The sequence below is a fragment of the Pseudomonas oryzihabitans genome, assembly GCF_001518815.1.
Lineage (GTDB): Bacteria > Pseudomonadota > Gammaproteobacteria > Pseudomonadales > Pseudomonadaceae > Chryseomonas > Chryseomonas oryzihabitans_E.
In genome coordinates this window covers 1607160-1620768 of sequence record NZ_CP013987.1, presented here as the reverse complement: position 1 = coordinate 1620768, position 13609 = coordinate 1607160, and the positions used below count along the sequence as shown (strand labels likewise).

The 13609-nt window shown below is 60.8% G+C and carries 14 protein-coding genes and 2 tRNA genes; 3 read left to right on the top strand and 13 right to left on the bottom strand.

Annotated features, from left to right (window positions below; genetic code table 11):
* Positions 1–244: 244 nt before the first annotated feature.
* A complete protein-coding gene (locus tag APT59_RS22110; RefSeq protein ID WP_082696299.1) occupies positions 245–496 on the top strand; it encodes a hypothetical protein in 252 nt (83 codons plus the stop codon).
* Positions 497–901: 405 nt separating this feature from the next.
* Here APT59_RS22110 and APT59_RS07285 read toward each other — a convergent pair.
* The 10 genes from APT59_RS07285 to APT59_RS07240 all read right to left on the bottom strand — a co-directional run bounded on the left by APT59_RS07285 (position 902) and on the right by APT59_RS07240 (position 8791).
* Positions 902–978: transfer RNA gene (locus APT59_RS07285), tRNA-Pro, on the bottom strand.
* 64 nt (positions 979–1042) lie between these two features.
* Positions 1043–1402, bottom strand: a complete 360-nt coding sequence (locus APT59_RS07280) for a MerR family transcriptional regulator (RefSeq protein WP_007159195.1) — start codon at positions 1400–1402, stop codon at positions 1043–1045.
* The gene (gene ihfA, locus APT59_RS07275) at positions 1383–1685 is read right to left on the bottom strand and encodes an integration host factor subunit alpha (protein WP_007159196.1); all 303 of its coding nucleotides are present in this window, start codon (positions 1683–1685) and stop codon (positions 1383–1385) included. Before ihfA ends, APT59_RS07280 begins: the two co-directional genes overlap by 20 nt.
* Positions 1686–1688: 3 nt before the next feature.
* Positions 1689–4067 (bottom strand): phenylalanine--tRNA ligase subunit beta, encoded by a 2379-nt coding sequence (gene pheT, locus APT59_RS07270; RefSeq protein WP_059314244.1) that lies wholly within the window; start codon positions 4065–4067, stop codon positions 1689–1691.
* A gap of 18 nt (positions 4068–4085) precedes the next feature.
* Positions 4086–5087 (bottom strand): phenylalanine--tRNA ligase subunit alpha, encoded by a 1002-nt coding sequence (pheS, locus tag APT59_RS07265; protein ID WP_007159198.1) that lies wholly within the window; start codon positions 5085–5087, stop codon positions 4086–4088.
* A gap of 96 nt (positions 5088–5183) precedes the next feature.
* Positions 5184–5540 (bottom strand): 50S ribosomal protein L20, encoded by a 357-nt coding sequence (rplT, locus tag APT59_RS07260; RefSeq protein WP_007159199.1) that lies wholly within the window; start codon positions 5538–5540, stop codon positions 5184–5186.
* A gap of 30 nt (positions 5541–5570) precedes the next feature.
* Positions 5571–5765, bottom strand: a complete 195-nt coding sequence (rpmI, locus tag APT59_RS07255) for a 50S ribosomal protein L35 (RefSeq protein ID WP_059227088.1) — start codon at positions 5763–5765, stop codon at positions 5571–5573.
* Between the two features lie 61 nt (positions 5766–5826).
* Positions 5827–6360 (bottom strand): translation initiation factor IF-3, encoded by a 534-nt coding sequence (gene infC / locus APT59_RS07250; RefSeq protein ID WP_059314243.1) that lies wholly within the window; start codon positions 6358–6360, stop codon positions 5827–5829.
* A 20-nt stretch (positions 6361–6380) separates the two neighbouring features.
* Positions 6381–8303 (bottom strand): threonine--tRNA ligase, encoded by a 1923-nt coding sequence (gene thrS, locus APT59_RS07245; protein WP_059314242.1) that lies wholly within the window; start codon positions 8301–8303, stop codon positions 6381–6383.
* 206 nt (positions 8304–8509) lie between these two features.
* Positions 8510–8791: a hypothetical protein gene (locus APT59_RS07240; RefSeq protein ID WP_059314241.1), complete on the bottom strand. Its 282-nt coding sequence runs from the start codon at positions 8789–8791 to the stop codon at positions 8510–8512.
* Positions 8792–9229: 438 nt separating this feature from the next.
* Between APT59_RS07240 and APT59_RS07235 the strand changes: the two genes are divergently transcribed.
* Together APT59_RS07235 and APT59_RS07230 are read left to right on the top strand one after the other, a co-directional pair.
* Entirely contained in the window at positions 9230–9937 is a 708-nt protein-coding gene (locus tag APT59_RS07235) for a YfdX family protein (protein WP_059314240.1), read from the top strand.
* Positions 9938–10501: 564 nt separating this feature from the next.
* Positions 10502–11671 carry an MFS transporter gene (locus APT59_RS07230; protein WP_059314239.1) on the top strand — a complete coding sequence of 390 codons (1170 nt, stop codon included), beginning with the start codon at positions 10502–10504 and terminating at the stop codon, positions 11669–11671.
* A 435-nt stretch (positions 11672–12106) separates the two neighbouring features.
* On the opposite strand, the gene APT59_RS07225 is transcribed toward APT59_RS07230, so the two are convergent.
* From APT59_RS07225 to APT59_RS07215, 3 genes are all read right to left on the bottom strand, one after another.
* Positions 12107–12183: transfer RNA gene (locus APT59_RS07225), tRNA-Val, on the bottom strand.
* 89 nt (positions 12184–12272) lie between these two features.
* Positions 12273–12785: a DUF2937 family protein gene (locus APT59_RS07220; protein WP_059314238.1), complete on the bottom strand. Its 513-nt coding sequence runs from the start codon at positions 12783–12785 to the stop codon at positions 12273–12275.
* Positions 12786–12803: 18 nt separating this feature from the next.
* The gene (locus tag APT59_RS07215; protein WP_059314237.1) at positions 12804–13577 is read right to left on the bottom strand and encodes a class II glutamine amidotransferase; all 774 of its coding nucleotides are present in this window, start codon (positions 13575–13577) and stop codon (positions 12804–12806) included.
* Between the last annotated feature and the right edge of the window lie 32 nt (positions 13578–13609).

The window sequence follows — 13609 nt, the reverse complement described above, 5'->3', positions numbered from 1 at the left end:
GCTCTTATGGGGCAGAGCTCGACTACAAAGGCACAAAATTTACGCATCAAAACCTAGTTGGTTTCGAGCGTCTGGATTTTTTAGTCGAGGCGAAGAGGGCTGACACTCCTGTTTCGAACATCGAAGCACTGCAACGACCTAAGCTGCGTAGCATAGATGCTCCAGAAGATGTCCGGCCTCTCCTTCGCAGGCACTGGTCAGCTCAACGATTGTCATAACCCTTGCACACATACGAGGAGACCACATGGCTATCAATGCAGAACTCAAAGCTGAAATCTTGCGCCGCCTGTATCACTCGCATCCAGCGGGCCTGGGTAGTGAAATTCTCGATAACCATCACGGTGAAGATGCCGTCATGGACGTTCTTCAGGACCTGCAAGAGCATGGGCTGATTCATAAGGGCAACGTCCACGTCGACGCTCAAGGCGATCGCTCTTTGGTGCTACCGATAAAGCTCACCTCTGCTGGAGCAGATGCCGCTAAGGACGCTGAATGACATTAGGAGGCCCAGTATTAACGCTGGGCCTTCCTATTTTTATTAGCTAGTCCAAAGCAGCGGCTGGCCCGGAAGCAGGTTGGATTACGCTTTAGGCAATGATCGAAGGAGCGCATCTCGAACAGGGCGCTCAAGATCGAATAAGCCGCCACAGGCGATAACGAGAACAGCTGCGCAGGTAATGCCGAGCTCTACTGAGCTGGATGTCTCTATACGTCGTTACCAGTGAGCAGGCGGGGTGGAAGACTCAGTAAGGTAGGTATGCCTATAACCAGCAATCCTCTTGCAGCAACCCGGTCGAAAGCTACCAGGAACCCTACCCAAGCGAATCGCCAGCTGATTTTGATTTAGCTCCAGAAACGAAAAAGGCCCAAGCCACTAAGTGCTTGAGCCTCATCGTTAATTTGGTCGGGACGGAGTGATTCGAACACTCGACCCCTTGCACCCCATGCAAGTGCGCTACCAGGCTGCGCTACGCCCCGACTATGTTCCTCTAGGGAACGGCGTGCATCTTACTGCAACGCTTTGATTAATGGAAGCTTTTTTTCACTTCTTCAGTACGACGAGGACTTCTTCGAGTTCGCTGATCATCTGGCGGATGAGCTGGTGGTACTGCGAACCCTCGTCGCGGGTCTCGTCGCCCTGGGTGAGGCGCTGGCGCGCCCCGCCGATGGTGAAGCCTTCGTTGTACAGCAGAGAGCGAATCTGGCGGATCATCAACACGTCGTGGCGCTGGTAATAGCGCCGGTTGCCGCGGCGCTTCACCGGGTTCAGCTGGGGAAATTCCTGCTCCCAGTAGCGCAGCACGTGCGGTTTGACCAGGCAAAGGTCGCTCACCTCACCGATGGTGAAGTAGCGCTTGCCCGGTATGACCGGCAGCTCGTCGTTATGACTTGGTTCCAGCATAGGCCTCGACCCTGGCTTTCAGTTTCTGCCCGGGGCGGAAGGTCACCACACGGCGAGCCGTGATGGGTATCTCCTCCCCTGTCTTGGGATTGCGTCCGGGGCGCTGGCGCTTGTCGCGCAGGTCGAAGTTGCCGAAACCGGACAACTTGACCTGCTCGTTGCTTTCGAGCGCATGACGAATTTCTTCGAAGAACAGTTCGACCAATTCCTTGGCTTCACGTTTGTTCAGACCGAGCTCTTCAAACAGACGTTCGGCCATCTCAGCTTTCGTCAGGGCCCCCATGCGCTATTTCCTTAAGGTGGCGTTGAACCTTCTTTCCAGAGAAACGAGGATTTTCTGCGTCGTTTCGTTGACTTCTTCATCGGTTAATGTGCGCGATGGATGTAGCAAGGTCAAGCCGATGGCGACGCTTTTTCTATGTGGATCAATGCCTTTGCCTTGGTAGACGTCGAACAGACGCAGTTCCTTGAGGCCTTCTCCGGCGTTTTCGCGGATGTCGGCCAGGAGGTCTCCTGCGGCTACGGTTTCGTCCACCACCAGCGCCAGGTCACGCCGCACTTCCGGGAAGCGCGACAGCTCGCCAAAGCGCGGCAGGCTGCCGGTGGTCAGAGCATCCAGCGCCAGCTCGAAGAGGAACACCGGACGATCCACGTCCAACTCACGCGCCACTTCCGGATGCAGGGCGCCCAGGTAGCCGACCGGCTGCCCTGCCCTTTCGATCAGCGCGGTCTGCCCCGGGTGCAACGCCGGATGCTCACCTGCCACAAAGCGGAAGTCAGTACCTGCACCCGACTGGGCCAGCAGCGCCTCGACATCGGCCTTGACGTCGAAGAAGTCCACCGCCTCACGCCCGGATGACCAGCTCTCCGGCAGACGCGAACCACAGACGGCGCCGGCCAGGACGTTTTCCTGGACCAGGCCTTCCAGCTCACCGACGAATCTCAGCCCCGACTCGAACAGCCGGACACGGTCCTGCTGGCGGTTGAGGTTGTACTGCACGGCTTTGACCAGACCCGGCCACAGCGACGAGCGCATGGCGGCCATGTCGGTGGAGATGGGGTTGGCCAACATCACCGGCTGGGCCTCAGGGGCGAACAGACGGAAAGTCTTTTCGTCGATGAAGCTGTAGGTGATGGCTTCCTGGTAACCGCGGGCCACCAGCAGGCGACGCAACTGGCTCAGCTCGCCCTTGCTCTCAGGCAGGGGTTGCGGCGCCAGACGTGCCTGGGGGAAGCGGATCGGCAGCTGGTTGTAGCCATAGAGACGCGCCAGTTCTTCGATCAGGTCCACTTCGATGCTGATGTCGAAACGGTGGCTGGGCACACCTACCTGCCAGCGACCGGCTTCCAGGCGGGCAACGGCCAGACCCAGACCACTGAGCAGACGCTCGACCTGGGCGTCATCCAGGGTCAGACCCAGGACACGCTCGATGCGCTCAGCGCGCAGCAGGATCGGTTCGACCTGAGGCAGGTGCTCGGCACTGACCGCCTCGATGACCGGACCCGGTTCGCCGCCGCCGATGTCCAGCAGCAGACGGGTCGCCCGCTCCATGGCCTTGCGCGCCAGCTCGAAGTCCACGCCCCGCTCGAAGCGGTGGGAGGAATCGGTGTGCAGGCCATAGGAGCGGGCCTTGCCGGCCACAGCGATGGTGTCGAAGAAGGCGCTTTCCAGGAACAGGTCACGGGTACCGGCAGCGACGCCACTGTGCTCGCCCCCCATGACGCCGGCAATGGCCAGGGCGCGTTCATAGTCAGCGATCACTAGGGTGTCGTTGCGCAGTTCGATGTCCTGGCCGTCCAGCAGCACCAGACGCTCGCCGGCATCGGCCAGGCGCACGCGGATGCCGCCCTTGATCTGGTCCAGATCGAAGGCATGCATGGGCTGACCCAATTCGAGCATCACGTAGTTGGTGACGTCGACGGCGGCGTCGATGCTGCGCACGCCGCTGCGGCGCAGGCGCTCGACCATCCAGTCCGGCGTGGGACGGGACAGGTCGACATTCTTGACCACACGACCCAGGTAACGCGGGCAGGCGTGGGGAGCCAGCACCTCGACCGGACGGGTCTCCTGGTGCGTAGGCGCTACGGCCTCGACCTGCAGCGGCTCGACTTGGGCGTTGTAGAGGGCCCCTACTTCCCGCGCCAGACCGGCAATGGACAGACAGTCACCACGGTTGGGCGTCAGGTCGACGTCGATGATGGCGTCGTCCAGCTGCAGGTAGCTGCGGATGCTCTCGCCCACCGGCGCACCGGCGGGCAGCTCCAACAGGCCGCTGTTGTCATCGCTGATCTGCAGTTCGCCGGCCGAGCAGAGCATGCCGTGGGATTCCACGCCGCGCAGCTTGGCCTTCTTGATGGTGAAGTCACCGGGCAGCGTGGCGCCAACGGTGGCGAAAGGCACCTTGAGGCCCGCGCGCACATTGGGCGCGCCGCAGACCACCTGGAAGGATTCCTGACCGTTGCTGACCTGGCAGACGTTGAGCTTGTCGGCATCGGGATGGCGCTCGACGGAAACCACCTCGCCGACGATGACGCCCTGGAAGCGACCGGCCGCCGCTTCGACGCCGTCCACTTCCAGGCCGGCCATGGACAGCCGGGCAACCAGATCCTCGTGCGTAGCCGCAGGGTTCACCCAGCTACGCAGCCATTGTTCACTGAATTTCATAGGACTCCCGTCTGGCAGCTAGCGGAATTGCGCCAGGAAGCGCAGATCGTTGTCGAAGAAGAGGCGCAGGTCGTTGACCCCGTAGCGCAGCATGGCCAGGCGCTCGGCGCCCATGCCAAAGGCGAAGCCCTGGTACTTCTCCGGATCGATACCGGCCATGCGCAGGACATTGGGGTGGACCATGCCGCAGCCCAGCACCTCGAGCCAGCGCGAAGCCGGTTCGCCATCGCGGCTCGGGCGGCGAATGTCGACCTCGGCAGACGGCTCGGTGAAGGGGAAGTAGGAGGGACGGAAGCGGACTTCCAGCTCTTCCTCGAAGAATTCGCGCAGGAAGGTCACCAGGGTGCTCTTGAGGTCGGCGAAGCTGACCTCTTCATCGATCACCAGGCCTTCGACCTGATGGAACATCGGCGAGTGGGTCTGATCGCTATCGCAACGGTACACGCGACCTGGGCAGATGATGCGAATCGGCGGCTGCTGGCTCTCCATGGTGCGGATCTGCACCGGCGAGGTGTGGGTGCGCAGCAGCATGTTGGCGTTGAAGTAGAAGGTATCGTGCATCGCCCGCGCCGGGTGGTGGCCAGGGATGTTGAGCGCCTCGAAGTTATGGTAGTCGTCTTCGATCTCGGGACCGGTGGCAACGCCATAGCCGATGTTGGCGAATAGGCGCTCGATACGTTCCAGGGTACGGGTGACCGGATGCAGGCCGCCAGAGGCCTGACCACGACCGGGCAGGGTCACGTCGATGCGTTCCGCAGCGAGGCGAGCGGCCAGGGCGGCCTGCTCCAGCGTCGCCTTGCGGCTGTTGATTGCGTCCTGGACACGTTCCTTGGCGGCGTTGATCAGGGCGCCAGCCTGGGGACGCTCCTCCGCCGTGAGGTGGCCCAGGGTCTTCATGATCTGGGTCAGTTCACCCTTCTTGCCCAGGTAGTTGACCCGGAGCTGTTCCAGGGCATTGGTGTCTTCGGTGAGCCGCACGGCCTCCAGGGCTTGGGAGACCAGCGCATCCAGGTTTTCCATCTAGGGACTCCAGATACAAAATAGGGGAAGAGCTATGAGGCTCTTCCCCTATTGATAACGTTGCTTCGCGCCAGAGGCGCGAGATTGCCGGGGGGCTTAAGCCAGCGAAGCTTTAGCTTTCTCGACAATCGCAGCAAACGCCGCTTTTTCGTTCACGGCCAGATCGGCCAGTACCTTACGGTCGATCTCGATGGCCGCTTTCTTCAGGCCGGCGATCAGACGGCTGTAGGACAGACCGTTGATACGAGCACCAGCGTTGATACGAGCGATCCACAGAGCGCGGAACTGACGCTTCTTCTGACGGCGGTCACGGTAGGCGTATTGGCCTGCCTTGATTACCGCTTGCTTAGCGACGCGGAAGACGCGCGAACGGGCACCGTAGTAGCCTTTTGCGAGCTTCAGGATTTTCTTGTGACGGCGACGAGCGATAACGCCACGCTTAACACGAGCCATGAGTAACTTCCTCTAAATTCTTGACCAGGATTAACGAAGGCGCAGCATGCGCTCGACCTTTTGGACGTCGGATGCATGCATCAGCGACGTACCGCGCAGCTGACGCTTACGCTTGGTGGTCATCTTGGTCAGGATGTGGCTCTTGAAGGCGTGCTTGTGCTTGATGCCGCCAGCAGTCTTCTTGAAGCGCTTCGCAGCGCCGCTTTTGGTTTTCATCTTTGGCATGTTCGGATACTCCGCATTGAGTGATTACGCATAACCGCAAGGCCTGCCAGTGCCCTGGTGGTTACTTTTTCTTCTTGGGGGCGATGACCATGATGAGTTGGCGTCCTTCCATCTTAGGATGCTGCTCAACGGTGCCGTGTTCGACGAGGTCAGCTTCGACCCGCTTCAACAGCTCCATGCCCAGCTCCTGGTGGGCCATCTCCCGGCCGCGAAATCTCAACGAGATCTTGGCCTTGTCCCCCTCGGTTAGGAAACGTACCAGGTTGCGTAGTTTTACCTGGTAATCCCCTTCTTCCGTCCCTGGACGAAACTTGATTTCTTTGACCTGAGCCTGCTTCTGGTTCTTCTTCGCCGCCGCGACTTGCTTCTTCTTCTCGAAGACGTGCTTGCCGTAGTCCATGATCCGGCAGACCGGAGGGAGGGCGTCGGCGGTGATTTCCACCAGATCCAGCTTGGCTTCTTCGGCAGCCTGCAGGGCCTCCTGAATGGAGACGATGCCTACTTGCTGTCCATCGGCGCCAATAAGGCGAACTTCCCGGGCGGTGATATTTTCGTTGATCGGTGCCCGGGGGGCTGCTCGCTTGTCTTGTCTCATGTCACGCTGCTTGATAGTGATTACTCCGAATCTTGCCGGCCACGCCGGGAAACCGCTTGCGTGAGCAGCTCGCGGAAACGCTCAACGGGCATGGAGCCCAGGTCGACGCCTTCGCGGGTACGCACGGCAACGGATCGTGTCTCAACCTCCCGGTCTCCAATGACGAGGAGATAGGGAACCTTGAGCAAAGTATGCTCGCGGATTTTAAAGCCGATCTTCTCGTTTCTCAAGTCGGCTTTGGCCCGGAAGCCCTCAGCGTTCAATTCGCCGACGACCTGCTGGGCAAAATCGGCCTGTTTGTCGGTGATATTGAGCACCACCGCCTGGGTCGGGGCGAGCCACGCCGGGAACAGACCGGCATAGTGCTCGATGAGCATGCCGATGAAACGCTCGAAGGAACCGAGGATGGCGCGGTGCAGCATCACCGGACGCTGACGGCTGTTGTCCTCGGAGATGTAGCTGGCGTCGAGGCGCTCCGGCAGGTTCGGATCGTACTGCAGAGTACCACACTGCCATTGACGGCCCAGGCAATCCTTGAGGGTGAACTCGATCTTCGGTCCGTAGAAGGCGCCCTCGCCGGGCTGATATTCCCAGTCCAGACCCGAGGCATCCAGTGCATCGGCCAGGGCCTTCTCGGCGCGATCCCACAGCTCTTCGGAACCGACGCGCTTGGCCGGCCGGGTGGAGAGCTTCATGATCACGTCGGTGAAACCGAAGTCGGCATAGACCTGCAGGGTCAACTTGATGAAGTTGTCGGCTTCCTGCTTGACCTGCTCCTCGGTACAGAAGATGTGGGCGTCATCCTGGGTGAAGCCCCGCACGCGCATGATGCCGTGCAAGGCACCGGACGGCTCATTGCGGTGGCAGGCACCGAACTCGGCCAGGCGCAGCGGCAAGTCGCGGTAGGACTTCAGCCCCTGATTGAACACCTGCACGTGGCAGGGGCAATTCATCGGCTTGATCGCAAAGTCACGACTTTCCGAGGCCGTAGTGAACATGCCTTCGGCGTAGTTGGACCAGTGACCCGAGCGCTCCCACAGAACGCGATCAACCACCTGGGGCGTCTTGATCTCCTGATACCCGTGCTCGCGCTGAACCTTGCGCATGTACTGCTCGAGTACCTGGTAGACGGTCCAGCCATTGGCGTGCCAGAACACCATGCCGGGTGCTTCTTCCTGCAGGTGGAAGAGGTCGAGCTGCTTGCCGATACGACGATGGTCGCGCTTCTCGGCTTCCTCGATGCGCTGGATATAGGCCGCCAGCTGCTTCTTGTCGGCCCAGGCAGTGCCATAGATACGCTGCAGCTGCTCGTTCTTGGCGTCGCCACGCCAGTAGGCGCCGGACAGCTTGGTCAGCTTGAAGGCCTTGAGGAAGCGGGTGTTGGGCACGTGCGGGCCACGGCACATGTCGACGTATTCCTCGTGGTAGTACAGGCCCATGGCCTGCTCCTCGGGCATGTCGTCGATCAGGCGCAGCTTGTACTCCTCACCCCGGGCCTTGAACACCTCGATGACCTCGGCGCGCGGCGTCATCTTCTTGATGACGTCGTAGTCCTTGTCGATCAGCTCGCGCATCCGCGTCTCGATGGCCGACAGGTCGTCGAGGGTGAAGGGGCGCTCGAAGGCGATGTCGTAGTAGAAGCCTTCGTCGATCACCGGGCCAATGACCATCCTGGCGGTCGGGAACAGCTGCTTGACCGCATGACCCACCAGGTGGGCGCAGGAATGGCGGATGATCTCCAGGCCGTCCTCGTCCTTGGCGGTGATGATCTGCAGGTTGGCATCCTGCTCGATGAGATCGCTGGCATCGCGCAATTGGCCATCGACGCGACCGGCGATGGTGGCCTTGGCAAGACCGGCACCAATGGACTGGGCGACTTCGGCTACGGTGACGGGCTTGTCGAATGGACGTTGGCTACCGTCGGGGAGAGTAATGACAGGCATGGCGCCTCCTCAACTCAGTGGTGACCCATACCAAGGGCCACATGGTGGGATTGGCCAGTAAGCAGCCGCACCGCTGGAAATCCCGCCGCACAGTGGCAGGGCCGCAAGGCATTCCGGGCGACGCGAAAGGATCACTGGAAAGTTTGGGACGGAAATCCTTTCAGAAACCGAGACCTGGCGCAACCTCGCCAGGGACTGTCGTCTGCTTAACGGGCCGCGTCGGGGTACTTCTTGAGGAACTGCTTCTGCATTTCCTGGCAGTTTTCCATCAGCGCCTGGCGATCGGCCGGCGAGGTTTCCGGCGCATTGGCCCGCGCCAGGCACTGGTCGATGGCCTGCTGCTCGTTGGCGCGGCTGACCGGCGTCGCATTGTGGCGATAGACGTAGATGATGGAGCCGAAGACCACGACCGCGAACAGGATCGACAGCAGGATCAACCCGAGACAGCCACCCTTGCCGATCTGCCGCCCTTCACCACCTTGAGTCATCACCTGCTCCTCGCTGCACCGGCCCCCTTCTCGCCTCTGGCGAATCGTCTGGCGGCCCAAGAAAAATCGTCAGCCAGTCTACGTGAAAAGCCGGACCGCCACGACCGAGGCAAGAGGTCACAGCTTGACCAGGACACCACCGGTCAGGCGCTCTATAAAAGAGCCACTTGAAGACCGAAATTTCCTACGCTCCGAATGAATGTCATTCTTCCATCAAACATGGCTTTGATTAAGCGCGCGCAAAAAGCGCTCACGCCCGCTCAAATAGTTTAAAGCCTTGTAGTGCGACGTCGTTCAGCCCTCATTCAAGAAGCACGCCGCGGCTATTAATCCAATGTTAAGCGATTCGGCGGAATATCGATTCCAGGCACTACAGAACTTGGTTCTGGTACCTGAGCGATAGCCTTACTTCAATTGCATATCCGCTGGAGGCAGCAAATGAACGTCAAGAATAAACTGGCAAAAAGCATGCTGGTCGTCGCCATCGTAGCCGCCTGCTCGTCTGCGGCCTTCGCCGCCACTCAAGCGCCCTCGCCGAGCGAATTGGGCAGCTTTCAGGCCCTGTCCACCCAGGGCCAAAGAGCCTTCACCGACATCTCCGCTGCGCGCGTGGAACTGTTTCAAGGTCACACCACGAAAGCTGTGGCCCATGTCAAGGATGCCCAGCAGGCACTCAAACTTGCGCAGTCGGATAATACTGCACTCAAAAAAGCCGCAAGTGACTTGAAGGTCAAGGACAATCAGGGCAAAGCCGATACCAGCACCACCGTAACGTCCTGGCTACCGATATGGGGTGATACCATGGTGCAAGACAGTTATATGGCCAACCCACAGAAAGTGAAGGCAGTCACCGACGCCAATAGCAAACTCAAACACGGGGACGCCAAGGGCGCTGCGGAAACTCTGCGACTGGCCGGCGTGGATATCGACACCACCATCGCCTTGGCACCACTCAAGCAGACGACCACCGACGTCGATCAGGCGGCCAAGCAGTTGGCCAGTGATAAGTTCTATGAAGCCAACCTGACGCTCAAGCAAGCTCAGGATGAGGTGCGCTACGCGTCGACGGCCATGGACTTCACGGCGAACAAGCACGGACTGCAACCGGCCGGCTCCTTCACCGAGACCGTTACCCCAAGCAGCTGATGGCCCGACCTGGGCAAACGGGGCGATCGTAAGGTCGCCTCGTTAAACGACCCGATGCCCAGCAAGCCCGCATCGATCACAGCGTGCAGCATGGGCAAACACAAAAGGGCGACCTCTGAGATCGCCCTTTTCCATTACCCACCACCGATGCGGATTTTTTTGCCAGGCCTGACTGGACCCAACCATACCCCTTCTGCAAAAAACGCCTCAGAGAGCCCTGTCCTCAACCGCCGACGCCCAAAACCTGACGGTGCCCAGACATAGGCTGTCGCTGCAGGAGAAGCCGTCGGTTTGCTACTGCACCTGAGCCTGTCGACATACTGAAGCTCCGCTCCGCCCACAGATTCGCACAGGCCTTCACCTCCCCTCCCCCCCTAGGCAGAGCTACCAGGCCCTGCCTATGCCTCGACGCCAGCCCGCTCGAATCAGGCATGGCCGTCCAGCTCTGCGCATAGAGCCACAACATGCACGATTGTGCGCATTCTTGCTTAATGATGCATGATCAGCTAACACTGGTATGAAGTGTTATCACCTCTACTGCCACCTTTTTCTGGAGTTTCTCCAATGCAACACGTGCAACTCGCCGCCCAACAACCTTCGGGAGTGATCGAACAATGGGCGACCCGAGCGGGCTTCCTCATTGCGGGCTCTGCCATGGCCGCGTGGGCACCCTTGGTGCCCGTTGCCAAGGCGAGGATCGGCGCCGATGACTCAACGCTTGGCCTTCTGCTGCTTTGCCTGGGCCTAGGCTCCATTGTCGCGATGCCTATCGTCGGCATCCTCGCCAGCCGCTTTGGGTGCCGCGCGGTGATCGCGACCAGCTCGGTGGCACTCGCCCTGGTGCTGCCTCTGCTTGCCCTCGCCAATTCGATTTTCGGCATGGCCATAGCCCTGGCCTTGTTCGGGGCAAGCGTTGGCGCTCTGGACGTCGCGATCAACATTCAGGCCGTGATGGTCGAAAAGGACAGCGGTCGCAACATGATGTCCGGCTTCCACGGACTGTTCAGTGTCGGCGGGATTGTCGGCGCCGGCGGCATGAGCGTTCTGCTGGGGGCTGGAACGCAACCGCTGGTTGCGACCCTGGTGTTCAGCGCGCTGCTGATCGTTCTACTCGCGGCTTCAATCAAGGGGCTGCTGCCCTACGGCAATCACGAGGCCGGGCATACCCCGCTGTTCACGCTGCCGCGCGGGATCGTCGCCTTCATCGGCTTGCTCTGTTTTCTGATTTTTCTCGGTGAAGGCGCGATCCTGGACTGGAGCGCCCTGTTCCTGATCGATGCGCATGGCGTCGACCCGGCACAGGCCGGCTTCGGTTACACGGTATTCGCGCTGGCAATGACCATTGGCCGCCTGACCGGCGACTGGATCGTGAAGACGCTAGGCGGCCTGAAAGTGGTCGTAGGCGGCGGTCTACTCGCCGCGGCAGGCTTCCTGATGGCAGTCCTGGCACCCACCCAGCCCTTTGCCTTCGCCGGCTTTCTGCTGGTTGGCCTTGGGGCTTCCAACATCGTCCCCGTGCTTTTCAGTGCCGCCGGAAGGCAGACCCGGATGCCCGCAAGCCACGCCATTGCAGCGATCACCACCATCGGCTACGCCGGTATTCTCATCGGTCCGGCCACGATCGGCTTCGTCGCGCAGCACTGGAGCCTGAGTGCAGCGCTGCTGCTGGTGGGTGGCGGGATGGCGTTCGTTGCCCTCACGTGGCCAATGACCGCCCGGCAGCAAGACGCCTAGCGCTTCGCATTCCTGGGCGGGCAAAGACCCTGGCCCAGCAGCACGCCGCTGGAATGACTCAGGTCATGAAGAATCGCCAGCGGCTTGCCGCGAGGACCTGGCGGCCACTCCTGGATAGCAGGCGACGGCAGAATGGCCGAGCCGCGCTATTGGCCTGGCGCCGGTCACTGCCCCACCGTCCCCGTGGCCCGGGCAACAGGCGCCTGGCTCATGACCCTTCTCCGGCGGAACACGCCGATCACTCAGGCGCCATGCCGATCCGGATGTGATTCGCCAGAATCAGGGCGGATACGGCGAACTGGTCATCGAGCCCCAGTCACCAGGACGGACCTGAAGCGCTGACCGCTGGCGCTTCCCCCAACCCATACCCAAACGAAAAAAGGCGACCCTTTCGGATCGCCTTTTTTCTTACCCGCCAGCAGTGCGGGTTTTGTTTGGTAGGCACGATTGGATTCGAACCAACGACCCCCACCATGTCAAGGTGGTGCTCTAACCAACTGAGCTACGTGCCTGCTGTGGGTGCGCATTCTACAGCGCGGGAGATGAGCGTCAAGCCCTTTTTTCCGCTAAACACCTGAAAACGTGAAATATTTTTTTAGACCTAGGCAAGACGCCGCGCCGGACGCCGCGGATAGAGCAGGATCGAAAGCCAAAGCGCCAGGGTTTCCACCGTCACGGCCAGCACCAGGCCCAGCCCTACCCCCCAGCCGATGGCCTCAGGCGTGAGCACTACCTGATAACGGTACTGCCGCAGGGTTTCGTCACGCAGCTCCGGATTGGGTCGAACCAGGATATGCCAGGCTCGCTGGTACCAGGGGCCTTGCAGCGCCTGCCATTCTTCGTTGAAGAGCGCATTGCGCCGCATCAGGACGGCGAGGCTGTCGGCATCGCTGCGAAAAACCGGATCCTCACTGGTCTGATAGTGGGCCAGCAAGCCGTCGAGACTGCCCTCGAAATATTGTTGCGCGGTCCGCCGGAAGCCGCCCAGGGCCTGATCGGACTCCAGGCGATGGGCGTCCACGCGCTGCTCGTAATCGAGCATGAAGCCGGGAATCTGCACCCCCACCAGCAAGGCCAGGGTGAACAACAGCAGACGAATATAACTACGCAGCATCGCGGGGAGGCTTCCTGTTCAAACGCGGCCTTGGGTGACGATCTCGCCATTCCACCAGAGATGCCATTCCCCTGGCTGGTGCAGGGTCCAGACCTCATCGCAGGTCAGGGGTTCGGTGGCCATGATGGTGACGACATCATCCGGCGTGGTTTCGGCCTTGAAGTCGATGTGGACTTCCGCATCACGCAACTGGGCCGGACCGAAGGGGGCGCGGCGGGTGATATGGGCCAGCTTGGTGGTGCAGAAGCTGAACAGCCAGTCGCCGTCGCTGAGCAGACAGTTGAAGACACCCTTCTTGCGAAAGCCGTCGCAGGCATTCACCAGCTGCGGCAGCAGCATCTCGACCGGCACCGGTTCGGGAAAGCGCTCGCGGACCTGATCCAGCAGGCTGCAAAAGGCCGCTTCACTGTCGGTATCGCCCACCGGGCGATAGAAGCGCGGCTCGGGATGGAAATCCTGCAGCTGGCCATTGTGGGCGAAGCTCCAGTAGCGCCCGCCCAGCTCGCGCACGAAGGGGTGGGTATTGGCCAGATTGACCGCGCCCACGTTGGCGTGACGGATATGGCCGATCACCGTATGGCTCTTGATCGGATAGCCCTGGACCAGCTTGGCCACCTCGGAATCGGCACCCGGCAGGGCATCCTTGAACAGGTGCAGGCCCCTCCCCTCATAGAAGGCGACGCCCCAGCCGTCCCGGTGCGGGCCGGTACGGCCGCCACGCTGCATCAGACCCTGGAGACTGAAGACCAGATCCGTGGGCACGTTGGCACTCATGCCCAGCAATTCGCACATGTCCGTCCCTCCGGGTGGCTGCCTGGTTCAAC

Excerpts from the sequence above, each read along its gene's own strand:
- rpmI (WP_059227088.1), bottom strand. The coding sequence starts at position 5,765 with ATGCCAAAGATGAAAACCAAAAGCGGCGCTGCGAAGCGCTTCAAGAAG.
- APT59_RS22110 (WP_082696299.1), top strand. The coding sequence starts at position 245 with ATGGCTATCAATGCAGAACTCAAAGCTGAAATCTTGCGCCGCCTGTAT.
- thrS (WP_059314242.1), bottom strand. The coding sequence starts at position 8,303 with ATGCCTGTCATTACTCTCCCCGACGGTAGCCAACGTCCATTCGACAAG.
- rplT (WP_007159199.1), bottom strand. The coding sequence starts at position 5,540 with ATGGCTCGTGTTAAGCGTGGCGTTATCGCTCGTCGCCGTCACAAGAAA.
- APT59_RS07240 (WP_059314241.1), bottom strand. The coding sequence starts at position 8,791 with ATGACTCAAGGTGGTGAAGGGCGGCAGATCGGCAAGGGTGGCTGTCTC.
- APT59_RS07215 (WP_059314237.1), bottom strand. The coding sequence starts at position 13,577 with ATGTGCGAATTGCTGGGCATGAGTGCCAACGTGCCCACGGATCTGGTC.
- infC (WP_059314243.1), bottom strand. The coding sequence starts at position 6,360 with ATGAGACAAGACAAGCGAGCAGCCCCCCGGGCACCGATCAACGAAAAT.
- pheS (WP_007159198.1), bottom strand. The coding sequence starts at position 5,087 with ATGGAAAACCTGGATGCGCTGGTCTCCCAAGCCCTGGAGGCCGTGCGG.
- APT59_RS07280 (WP_007159195.1), bottom strand. The coding sequence starts at position 1,402 with ATGCTGGAACCAAGTCATAACGACGAGCTGCCGGTCATACCGGGCAAG.
- APT59_RS07230 (WP_059314239.1), top strand. The coding sequence starts at position 10,502 with ATGCAACACGTGCAACTCGCCGCCCAACAACCTTCGGGAGTGATCGAA.
- APT59_RS07235 (WP_059314240.1), top strand. The coding sequence starts at position 9,230 with ATGAACGTCAAGAATAAACTGGCAAAAAGCATGCTGGTCGTCGCCATC.
- ihfA (WP_007159196.1), bottom strand. The coding sequence starts at position 1,685 with ATGGGGGCCCTGACGAAAGCTGAGATGGCCGAACGTCTGTTTGAAGAG.
- pheT (WP_059314244.1), bottom strand. The coding sequence starts at position 4,067 with ATGAAATTCAGTGAACAATGGCTGCGTAGCTGGGTGAACCCTGCGGCT.
- APT59_RS07220 (WP_059314238.1), bottom strand. The coding sequence starts at position 12,785 with ATGCTGCGTAGTTATATTCGTCTGCTGTTGTTCACCCTGGCCTTGCTG.